Below are 11023 nucleotides of genomic sequence, written 5' to 3' on the forward strand. Positions count from 1 at the left end.
AGTTTTCCCACAAGGAGCGAGCATGCACATTTCCACGAACACCTCGGCCCCCCTGCCCTTTGGTACCACGGCACGCCCGGCGCGCGGGCTCGTGCGCACAGTCGGCGACAGTGCCATGACTCTGGAACCGGAAAAGACCGAGGAAGAGATCAGGCTCGAATCGTCCACCATCCCGACCCAGAAACAGCTGACATCCGAAGAGGAACAGCGCGTCCTCTACCTGAAGAACCTGCTGGCACAGATTCTGGCCATGAGTGAGGGACAGCCCTCGGACGAGCAGAAGACCCGCATCCGCGACATCGAGAAGGAGCTGGAGAAGATCACGGGTGTGAAGATGCAGTCGAGCCTGTCCAACGCGGCCGAGACGATGCCGAACAAGACGGCCGGGGCGCGCAGAAGAGAAGAGCAGGAAGAGGAGCAGCGCAAACGCGAGCGGCAGGCCAGGGGCATCGATCCCAAGGAGTTGGAGCATAGAGCCGTCCAGAATCTTGCCGGGCTGGCCTCGGTGGTCGGCCAGTCGGCCCGGGGCCTGAAGATGCTCCAGAATGCCGGGTCTGCGGCCTACGGGGCCATCGCGGCCGCCGGGTTGTCACCTGTCGAGGAGCTTGGGCCGGGATTGTCCCTCAAAGCGTGACGGTTCGGACCAAGCCCCCTTGCTCACCCGGGCATCACTGATTCGTGCGACTCGTGAATGAGCGGCCCGGGCGCGGACGGCTCCGGCTCAAGGCGCACGGCCTTGAGCACGGCGGACCGGGCGGCCCGGCCCGATGCCCCGCCACCCTCCTCTGCCGACGCGCAGTGCAGCACGGCCAGCACCTCCCCGGCCCGGACAGCGGTGCCGACCCGGGCGATGGAGGTCAGGCCCACTGCATGATCCACTGCCTGGCCCACCCTGGTACGCCCGCCGCCCAGGGCCACCACCGCCATGCCCAGGACGCGGGTATCCCAGGCCGCGACATACCCGTCGCCCTCGGCCAGCACCGGCCATGTTGACCGCGCCACGGGCAGATGCCGATCAGGATGTTCCACGAAATTCCTTGGACCGCCCAGCTCCGCCACCATGCGCGAGAACCGCTCCACCGCCGCCCCGCTCTCCAGGGCGCCCTCAAGCATGCTCCGCGCCGCGCCCTCGTCATGGGCCAGCCCGCCCAGGATGAGCAGGCGCGCGCCAAGGGCCAGGATCACCTCGTGCAGCCGTGGGTCCCGTTCCGCGCCAGTGAGGTAGCGCACGGTCTCGCGCACCTCCAGCGCATTGCCTGCGCACGGAGCCAGGGGCTCGTCCATGCAGGTGATCAGGGCGGCCGTGGGCAATCCGGCCCCGGCGGCCACGGAAACGATGCTCTCGGCCAGCTCACGGGCCTGATGGCAGGTGGCCATGAACGCCCCGCTGCCGGTCTTGATGTCCATGACCAGCCCGTCGAGCCCTGCGGCCAGCTTCTTGGAGAGGATGGAGGCGGTGATGAGGGGGATGGACTCCACCGTGGCCGTGACGTCACGCACCGCGTAGAACATCCGGTCCGCCGGGGCCAGGTCGTCGGTCTGGCCGATGATGGCCACCCCGGCCAGGCGCACGGCCCGCCGGAATTCGTCGCGCCCGGGCATGGTCCGGTAGCCGGGAATGGATTCGAGCTTGTCCAGGGTGCCGCCGGTATGGCCCAGCCCGCGCCCGGAGATCATGGGCACATAGGCCCCGCAGGCGGCGACCATGGGACCAAGGGCCAGACTGACCAGATCGCCCACCCCGCCGCTGGAATGCTTGTCCAGCACCGGCCCGTCCAGGTCCCAGTCCAGCATCGTGCCGGAGCGGGCCATGGCCATGGTCAGGGCCGCGCATTCCGCGCCGGTCATGCCCTGGAAATAGATGGCCATGCCCAGGGCCGCCACCTGGGCCTCGCCGATGGAGCCGTCCACCATGCCCGCCACGAAACCGCGCAAATCGTCCTCGCCAAGGGGCAGGCCGTCGCGCTTGGCCCGGATGATCTCCTGGGGCAGCATGGTCACTCCACGCTTGGCACCGGCAGCTCGAAGGAGTCCGGCAGCAGTTCATCCATGGTCCAGACCACGATCTCGCCCGTGTCGCAGGCCGAATAGACCGGGGTCTCGGGCAGCAGAAACTCGCTGAGCACCTGACGGCAGGCCCCACAGGGCGGATGGCAGGTCAGGCCCGGCACAAAGACGAGCAGGGCCGCCAAATCGCCCCGGCCCCGGCCGTCGGACACTGCCGCGTGGACCGCGCACCGTTCGGCGCAGACCGTCAGGCCGAAGGAGCCGTTCTCCACGTTGCAGCCCACATAGACCTCGCCGTCCTCGGCCAGCAGCGCGGCCCCCACAGGGAAATTGCTGTAGGGCGCATAGGCGTTGCGCGAGGCGTCGCGCGCCGCCTCCTCAAGAATCTTCAGTGTGTCTCTGGCTATGGTGATCATGGCCTTCTCCTGCCACAGGAAAGGGCCGGACGGCAATACCGTCCGGCCCCAGACTATTGAAAAATGGCCGATTGCTGCGTTGCTTCAAAAAGGTCAAATCCTCGCGTACAAAAGTACGCTTCGGCCTTGACCTTTTTTCGCGCCTTGCACTCGAACATTTTTGAACAGCCTGAGGGGCTTTTTCCACACTCATTCGGACCCAATCGAAGAGGCTGGCCGCTACTGATGGGCTGGCTTGCGTTGGTCTTCCTTGAGCAGTTCGTTGGCCACGGGCGGCTCGCCGTGGTGCGGGCAAAGGATGGTCTCGCCCCCGCACTCCAGGGCGTGGTCGATGACCTCGTCCATGGTCTTGACCGGGATCACCTCGAGATCCTTGAGGATGTCCTTGGGCACGTCCTTGAGGTTCTTCTCGTTCTCGGCCGGGATGAGCACGGTCTTGATCAGCCCGCGATGGGCTGCCAGCAGCTTTTCGCGCAGGCCGCCAATGGGCAGCACGCGCCCGCGCAGGGTGATCTCGCCGGTCATGGCCAGATCGTGGCGCACCGGGATGTTCAGCAACGCGGAGATGAGGGCCGTGGTCAGGGTGATGCCCGCGCTGGGGCCGTCCTTGGGCGTGGCCCCGTCGGGCACATGGATGTGGATGTCCACCCGCTTGTAGAAGTCGGCCTTGAGCCCGAGCAGGTCGGAGCGGGCGCGGATGTAGGAGAGCGCCGCCCGGGCCGACTCCTGCATGACATCGCCGAGCTTGCCGGTAATCTCCACCTTGCCCTTGCCGGGCATCAGCGCCACCTCCACCAGCAGCATCTCGCCGCCGAGCTGGGTCCAGGCCAGACCGTTGCACACGCCCACCTGGGCCTCGCTCTCGCACTCGCCATAGGTGAACTTGGTCACGCCCAGGAACTTCTCCAGTCCCTGCTTGGTGACATGGATGGCCTTGTCGCGATCGCCCTCCTCCACCACCTTCATGGCGGACTTGCGGCAGATGGCCGCGATCTCGCGCTCCAGGTTGCGCACGCCAGACTCGCGGGTGTAGTAGCGCACGATATCCAGAATGGCGTTGTCGGAGAACTTGACGTTCTCCTCCTTCAGGCCGTGCTGCTTGAGCTGCTTGGGCACCAGGAACCCCTTGGCTATCTCCGCCTTCTCGTTTTCCAGGTAGCCGGGCAGCCGGATGATCTCCATGCGGTCGCGCAGCGGCAGCGGAATGCCGTCAAGACTGTTGGCCGTGGTGATGAAGAAGACCTTGGAGAGGTCGTAATCCAGGTCCAGGTAATGGTCGTTGAAGGCGTAGTTCTGCTCCGGGTCGAGCACTTCGAGCAGGGCAGCCGAGGGATCGCCCCGGAAGTCGGCGCTCATCTTGTCCACCTCGTCCAGGCAGATGACAGGATTGTTGTGCTTGACCCGCTTGAGTGACTGGATGATCTTGCCGGGCATGGCGCCCACATAGGTGCGCCGGTGGCCGCGAATCTCCGCCTCGTCGCGCACGCCGCCCAGGGAGAGCCGCAGGAACTCGCGGTCCATGGACCGGGCGATGGACTTGGCTATGGACGTCTTGCCCACGCCGGGAGGGCCGACGAAACAGAGGATCGGCCCCTTCATGGACTCGACCAGGGACTGCACGGCAAGATATTCGAGGATGCGCTCCTTGGGCTTTTCGAGGCCGAAGTGGTCCTCGTCAAGAATTATGCGCGCCTGCTTGATGTCAACGCCCTTGTCGTCCTTGATGGTGTCCCAGGGCAGGTCGAGCACCCAGTCCACATAGTTGCGGACCACGGTGTATTCCGCGCTGCTCGGCTGCATGGTGCGCAGCTTCTTGATCTCCTTGCGCACGCGCTCGCGGTTCTCGTCGGACATGGGCTTGGCGTCGAGCTGGCTCTCAAGCTCCTGCGCCTCGGCCTGGGGATCGTCCTCGCGGCCCATCTCCTTGTTGATGGCCTTGACCTGCTCGTTGAGATAGTACTCGCGCTGGTTCTTCTCCATCTGCTCCTTGACGCGCCCCTTGACGCGCTTCTCGATGGAGACGATCTCGATCTCGCCAAGCAGCATCTCGTAGACACGCTCAAGCCGTTTGGCCGGATCAAGCTGCTCAAGGACTTCCTGCTTGCGCCCGAAGTCGATCTTGAGATGGGGCATGACCTGATCGGCCAGGGGGCCGGGCTCCTTGATGGTGGACATGGCCAGGATGGCCTCGGGCGCCACCTTCTTGTTGACCTTGCCGAACTCGTCGAGGGACTCGTGCACGGCGCGCACCAAAGCGCTGGCCTCGGCGTTGGCCACGCCCGGTTCGTCGATCAGGCGCACCCGCGCGCTGGGGAACTCGCCTTCCTGCTCCGGGGTATGGCCCTTGGCAGCAGGCTCCCAGGTGGCGCGCGACACACCCTCGAACAGCACCTTGATGGTGCCGTCGGGCAGGCGCAGCATCTGCAATATCTTGCTGACAGTACCTATGGCGTAGAGATCATCCGGCTCGGGATGTTCCTTTTCCGGCGATTTCTGGGTGACAAGGAATATCTGTTTGCCAAAATCGGCGACCGCGGTCTCTATCGCCTTGATGGAGGCCTCACGGCCCACGAACAGCGGAACGATGGACCGGGGAAACATGACCACTTCCCGCAGGGACATCATGGGGAGGGTCACGGATTCAGGGGACTTCTTGCCGTCGAATCCAAAAGTCGGCATGGATTCCTCCGAGTGTTGCTATCGAAGCCAACGCCGCCGGGATGGCGGAACGCGGCATGTGAGGAAGGAAAATAAGGCCCGGAGCGGGATTGTCAATCAACCCCGCTCCGCGCTCATGCGGACTTCACTTCCTGGTGGTAGAGCAGCAGCGGCTCCATGCCGGTTTCGACCACGGCCTGATTGATCACGCACTCGCGCACGCCCGAAAGGGACGGCAGCTTGTACATGATTTCAAGCATGGTCTTCTCCAGCACGTTGCGCAGGCCGCGCGCGCCGGTCTTGCGCTGGATGGCGTGCCGGGCGATGGCGGTCAGGGCGTTTTCGGTGAAACGCAGCTCCACCTTGTCAAGCTCGAAAAGCTTGCTGTATTGCTTGATCAAGGCGTTTCTCGGCTCCTTGAGGATGCGCACGAGGTCGTCCTCGGTCAGATCCTGCAGAGCGGTCTGGATGGGTATACGCCCCACGAACTCGGGAATGAGGCCGAACTTGATCAGGTCCATGGGCTCGGCCAGCCCCATGAGTTCGCCAAGGTCCATCTCCTTCTTGGCCTCCACCTTGGCCCCGAAGCCCATGCCCGACCCCTGCTTGCGCTGCTGGACGATCTTGTCCAGGCCGATGAACGCGCCGCCGAGGATGAACAGGATGTTCGAGGTATCCATGCGGATGAACTCCTGCTGCGGGTGCTTGCGACCGCCCTTGGGCGGAATGTTGGCCTCGGTGCCCTCGATGATCTTGAGCAGGGCCTGCTGCACTCCCTCGCCCGACACGTCGCGGGTGATGGACGGGCTGTCGCCCTTGCGGGCCACCTTGTCGATTTCATCGATGTAGATGATGCCCCGGGTGGCGGCGTCGATGTCATAGTCGGCGTTCTGCAAGAGCTGGACAAGGATGTTTTCCACGTCCTCGCCCACATAGCCCGCCTCGGTCAGGGTGGTGGCGTCGGCGATGGCAAAGGGCACCTTGAGCACCCGGGCCAGGGTCTGAGCCAGGAGTGTCTTGCCCGAGCCGGTGGGACCAATGAGCAGGATGTTGCTCTTGTCGATCTCCACCTCGTCAGGACCCGAATTTGCCGCGGCGTAGAAGACGCGCTTGTAATGGTTGTGCACGGCCACGGACAGGATCTTCTTGGCCTGATCCTGGCCGATGACGTACTCGTCGAGCAGCGCCTTGATCTCCTGCGGCGGCAGCAGACGGCCATCCTCGAACTCCTCGCTGATGGTCTCCTGGGCCATGATGTCGTTGCACAGGCTGACGCACTCGTCGCAGATGTACACGTCCGGCCCGGCGATGAGCCGCTGCACGTCAACCTGGGTCTTGCCGCAGAACGAGCAGCTCAGGTCGGATGATTTCTTGATATCGGTCATGGAAACCTACCCCTTGCGATTTTCTTCCGCATCCGCACGGGAGCGCATGACCTTGTCGATGAGGCCGTATTTCACGGCATCCTCGGACGACATGAAGTAGTCGCGCTCGGTGTCCTCGCGGATTTTTTCCAGTTTCTGCCCGGTGTGCTGGGCCAGGATTCCGTTGAGTTCGTCACGCAGCCGCAGGATCTCCTTGGCGTGGATGTGGATGTCCGATGCCTGTCCCTGGGTTCCGCCCAGGGGCTGGTGGATCATGATGCGGCTGTGGGGCAGCGCATAGCGCATGCCCGGTGCGCCCGCGCACAGGAGCAGCGCGCCCATGCTGGCGGCCTGCCCCAGGCACAGGGTGGCCACCGGGGCCGAGATGTATTGCATGGTGTCGTAAATGGCCATGCCCGATGAAACCACGCCGCCCGGCGAGTTGATATACATATAGATTTCCTTCTCGGGGTCCTCGGACTCCAGGAAGAGAAGCTGGGCGCAGATCAGGCTGGCCACGTGATCGTCGATGGCGCTGCCGAGCAGGATGATGCGGTCCTTGAGCAGCCGGGAATAGATGTCGTACGCGCGCTCGGTGCGACCGGTCGTTTCAATGACCATCGGAATGGCGACCATGTCCGTCTCCTTGGAAGCATTTTGTAGTTTATCGGCCGTTGGAGCCATGAACCTTACGGCCTCCCCCCGGGAAGCCTGCGCAAGGCGGTTTCCGACTCTTTTCCGGTTCTTTCAGTATGCGGCAAATCGCCTTGAACGACAAGGAGAAAATTCCCGCCCGACGCGGGATCGCACCGCGGAAACAATAGGCACGAACCGGCCCGGGTCAAGGGGGGAGCGACGCGAAAGCGGCGACCCGGTTTCCCGGGCCGCCGCATGGCATCGGCAATGCTGTAGGTTACTTCTCGTCCTTTTTGGCAGCGGCCTTCTTGGCAGGAGCCTTCTTGGCCGGGGCTGCCTCGCTGTCCTCGTCCTTCTTGGCCGCAGCCTTCTTGGCAGGAGCCTTCTTGGCGGGCTTGTCGTCTGCCTTGGCAGCTGCGGGCGGATCGATCTCGACAACCTTGGCCGCGTCGTAGATCAGTTCGGAAGCCTTGTCGCACAGCAGGCGGTCCTTGAGGGGGACGATGAGGTTGTTGTCCTCATAGTATTTCTTCAGTTCGTGCAGAGGCTGGCGGGTCTGCATGGCCAGCTGGGTCAGGGTGGACTCGATCTCCTCGGGAGAAATATCAAGCCCCTCCTCGGCGGCAACGGCCAGCAGGAATATCTCGGTCTTGACGGTCTGCTCGGCCTCGTCCTTGAACTCGTCGCGGATCTGCTGCGGGGTCTTGCCAAGAGCCTGCAATCCCTTGCCCTGGCGGTCCAGCCGGTATTCCAGGTCCTGCACCAGCCTGTCGATGCGGTCATCGACCATGGAGGGTGGCAGCGGGAAATCGTTGATACCCTCGATGATGGTGGTCAGCAGCTGGCTCTGGGCGGCGGACTTGTGCATCTGCTTGCGCTGGGAAAGATAGGACTCGCGGATGCCGTTTCGCATGGTCTCGACATCCTTGAAACCGGCCTTCCTGGCCACGTCGTCGCTCATCTTCGGGGTGATGCGCTCCTTGACGGCGTGCAGCACGGCCTTCATGGTCACGGTCTTCCCGGCCAGATTCTCGTTGATGAAGTCCTCGGGAAAGGTGATGTCGGTCTCACCGGATTCGCCGGAGGTCAGCGTCTTGAGCAGGTCCTCGAACTCGGGCAGGGCCTGCTTCTGGCCCAGCACCATGTCGAAGTTCTCGGCCTTGATGCCCTCGACGATCTCGCCGTCGCGGTAGGCGCCGAAGCTCACGGACACCACCTCGCCGTCCTTGGGCGGGCGGACGTCCTCAATGACCTTGACCTCGGCGTTGTTCTCAAGGATGCGCTTCTCCACCTCGACGATCTCGGCGTCATCGACCACAGCCCTGACCTCATCGATCGCAAGCCCCTTGTACTCGGGCAGGTCGAGCTTGGGCGCGACCTCGAAGGCGATGGAGTAACTGAAGGCTTCGTCGCGGACCAGCTCCTTGGCGTCCACGTCTATGCGCGACATGGGCTGCATGGACAGGCCGCTCAGAATCTCGTTGATCTGATAGTTGATCAGATCGGTGGTGGCCTCGCCGTACACCTGCTTGCGGTACTTGGACTCCACCACAGTGGACGGCACCTTGCCCTTGCGGAAACCCTTGACGTCCGCCTGCAGGCGGTACATGGCGATAGTTGCCGTCAGGGCTGCGTTGACCTCTTCGACGGGCACCTCGACCATGATCTTCCGTTTGACCGGGGAGATTTCTTCCACCTTGTATTCCATCGCGACGTATCCTCCTGGAGCGCCCGGCGGGCGCATTGTATTGCATGACATGGTGCGGGCGGAGGGAGTCGAACCCCCAAACCGTGAGGTACCAGATCCTAAATCTGGCGCGTTTACCAATTCCGCCACGCCCGCGAAAAGAACGTGCTTATTAAGCAAGCATTGCCGAATATGTCAACCATCGGCACCTTGCGCGGCAGGGCAAAAGGCGGGTCAGTCGTCCTCTCCGCTCCCCATCTGGTCGATGATCCGGCACAGCGCGGCTTCAAGGGACGGAATGTCCCGGGCGAGCAACCGGACCACCGGTTCGCAGCCAAAGCCGCCGGGATCGGCCACCGCCTGCACCGAGGCCGGGTCCGAGTGGCCGCGCATCGCCTCAAAGGCCGCCCAACTCTCGAAACGGCCGTCGTCCTCGCCCACATACTCGGGCTTGTGCTCCCTGTCCATCCAGGCCACGGAAACATCAAGCCGCTCGAGGGCCGCCCGCAACGGCCGGGTCAGAGCCAGGGTCATGGCACAGCCCGTTTCAGGCCGCAGCCGCCCGCAGGCCAGCAGCGTGGCCGAGGTGCGCGCCGACGCGCCGAAGGCGGGACAGCCCGCCACCACGAGAGCGCCCCGACGCGAGCGGACAATGCCGCAGGCAAAGGCGGCCACGTCGCAGTCGTCGTCGGCATGGGGCAGGGCCACGGCCACATTGGCCCCGGCCCTGGGCACCAGCGACACGAGACCGGGCAAGGCCACCAGCCGACGCCCCAGCCTGTCGAGCCCGCTCAGGATACCGGCCCGGGCACGCTCCTTGAGCCAGGGGGCCAGATGGTTGGGCGGCCCCCCGCCCTGACCGAGCGGGTATGCGGCCCGAAGCGCCAGATTGAGATATTTCTGAGCCCGCAAGATGGCCGCGTCCATGGCCAGCCCCTGCCCCAGTCCGGTGGCGATGGCGGCGGACAAGGTGCAGCCGGTGCCGTGGGTGCAGCCGGTGTCCACCCGCTGCTGCATGAAGGGCATGGGCTCGGCTCCCGCAGCCACATACCAGTCGGTCACGGCCAGGGAATCGGCGTGGCCGCCCTTGATCAGCACGGCCTTTGGCCCCATGCCGAGCAGCAGCCGGGCCGCCCGGAACACGTCATCACGGCTGCGGATGGTCACGCCGGTGAACAGTTCCGCCTCGGGCCGGTTGGGTGTGAGCAGGTCGGCCAGGGGAAAGATCAGGTCCATCATGGCCTCCACGGCCTCGTCCTTGAGCAGCTTGGCCCCGGACGTGGACACGCAGACAGGATCGACCACCAACGGGAACCGCCCCTCGGCCAGAATGGGCGCAATGGCCTTGATGATGGGGCCGGAAAAAAGCATGCCGGTCTTGGCCGCGTCGATGGGGATGTCGTCGAGCACCGTGGTCAGTTGCAGAGCCACGAACCTGGCCGAAGGTGCCTGGATGCCGGTCACGGCCCCGGTGTTCTGGGCCGTGAGCGCGGTGATGACGCTGGCGCCGTAGCCGCCGAGCATGGAGATGGTCTTGAGATCGGCCTGGATACCGGCCCCGCCGCCGGAATCGGACCCGGCAATGGTCAGGATGGACGGAGGTCTGGTCACCTGGCACCTCCACAGAAAAACCACGCCCCGGCAATGCGGGCGCGACACGGACAAGGGTATCGACGAAGAAAAACTCCCAGGGAGCGGCGACGGCTACCCACAGGAGAGCTTGACGTAATCCTCAAGGGAGACACCGTTCCAGGCCTTGCTGACCCAGAAGGCGGTGGCCCAGATCATGAGCGACGTGGCATGGAGGTCCGAAAGACGCCTGAGCTTGACCTCAAGGTTGCTCTTGCTCGCGCCGTGCTGGATGTGGACCTTGTGCTCCTCGCACGCCTCCTCGACCCGCAGGAGCAGATAGGCCTGTTTGGACTGGTTGGGCAACAGCTTCACCTCGCGGTGGGATTCGAGAATGGTCTTCAGTTCCGCGACGGAAAAGTCGCTTGAAACGCTCCGAATGGATTTGAAGAACACATCCACCGCCCACGGCAGGATGAACTCGGCCCCGGCGCTCTTGGTCTTGAAATAGTCCTTGAGCCATTTTTCCTGATCATGAGTAATTCTAGCAGCGACCTGGGGCATACCTCTCCTCCATCAATCCGGCGAACCTTCCACCTGTGTCACCTTTAGCAGTTGCTATATATGCGAAACAAGCAAAGGAATCAAGATTTTTTCTAGAGTTGTCGCGAGGAAAAAAAATCAAT

General features: G+C 63.8%; 9 protein-coding genes and 1 tRNA gene. 1 reads left to right on the forward strand and 9 read right to left on the reverse strand.

Annotated features, from left to right (window positions below):
* The first annotated feature begins 22 nt into the window (after positions 1-22).
* The gene (locus tag QQS14_RS06720) at positions 23-634 is read left to right on the forward strand and encodes a hypothetical protein (RefSeq protein ID WP_285906197.1); all 612 of its coding nucleotides are present in this window, start codon (positions 23-25) and stop codon (positions 632-634) included.
* Between the two features lie 23 nt (positions 635-657).
* Here the strand turns inward: QQS14_RS06720 and deoA are convergent, their stop codons facing one another.
* The 9 genes from deoA to QQS14_RS06765 all read right to left on the reverse strand — a co-directional run bounded on the left by deoA (position 658) and on the right by QQS14_RS06765 (position 10901).
* Positions 658-1995: a thymidine phosphorylase gene (gene deoA, locus QQS14_RS06725; RefSeq protein WP_285906198.1), complete on the reverse strand. Its 1338-nt coding sequence runs from the start codon at positions 1993-1995 to the stop codon at positions 658-660.
* Positions 1996-1997: 2 nt separating this feature from the next.
* Positions 1998-2423, reverse strand: coding sequence for a cytidine deaminase (locus QQS14_RS06730; protein WP_285906199.1), 426 nt, complete (start codon positions 2421-2423; stop codon positions 1998-2000).
* Between the two features lie 219 nt (positions 2424-2642).
* On the reverse strand, positions 2643-5102 hold the full coding sequence (gene lon, locus QQS14_RS06735; protein WP_285906200.1) for an endopeptidase La: 2460 nt from the start codon (positions 5100-5102) through the stop codon (positions 2643-2645).
* A 113-nt stretch (positions 5103-5215) separates the two neighbouring features.
* Positions 5216-6466: an ATP-dependent Clp protease ATP-binding subunit ClpX gene (gene clpX, locus QQS14_RS06740; protein WP_285906201.1), complete on the reverse strand. Its 1251-nt coding sequence runs from the start codon at positions 6464-6466 to the stop codon at positions 5216-5218.
* Positions 6467-6472: 6 nt separating this feature from the next.
* The gene (gene clpP, locus QQS14_RS06745) at positions 6473-7129 is read right to left on the reverse strand and encodes an ATP-dependent Clp endopeptidase proteolytic subunit ClpP (protein ID WP_285906202.1); all 657 of its coding nucleotides are present in this window, start codon (positions 7127-7129) and stop codon (positions 6473-6475) included.
* 229 nt (positions 7130-7358) lie between these two features.
* A complete protein-coding gene (gene tig, locus QQS14_RS06750) occupies positions 7359-8789 on the reverse strand; it encodes a trigger factor (RefSeq protein ID WP_285906203.1) in 1431 nt (476 codons plus the stop codon).
* Positions 8790-8839: 50 nt separating this feature from the next.
* Positions 8840-8924: transfer RNA gene (locus QQS14_RS06755), tRNA-Leu, on the reverse strand.
* Between the two features lie 78 nt (positions 8925-9002).
* Positions 9003-10379, reverse strand: a complete 1377-nt coding sequence (gene thiD, locus QQS14_RS06760; RefSeq protein WP_285906204.1) for a bifunctional hydroxymethylpyrimidine kinase/phosphomethylpyrimidine kinase — start codon at positions 10377-10379, stop codon at positions 9003-9005.
* Between the two features lie 93 nt (positions 10380-10472).
* Positions 10473-10901, reverse strand: a complete 429-nt coding sequence (locus QQS14_RS06765) for a hypothetical protein (RefSeq protein WP_285906205.1) — start codon at positions 10899-10901, stop codon at positions 10473-10475.
* Between the last annotated feature and the right edge of the window lie 122 nt (positions 10902-11023).

The sequence above is a fragment of the Pseudodesulfovibrio pelocollis genome (assembly GCF_030282845.1).
GTDB lineage: Bacteria > Desulfobacterota > Desulfovibrionia > Desulfovibrionales > Desulfovibrionaceae > Pseudodesulfovibrio > Pseudodesulfovibrio pelocollis.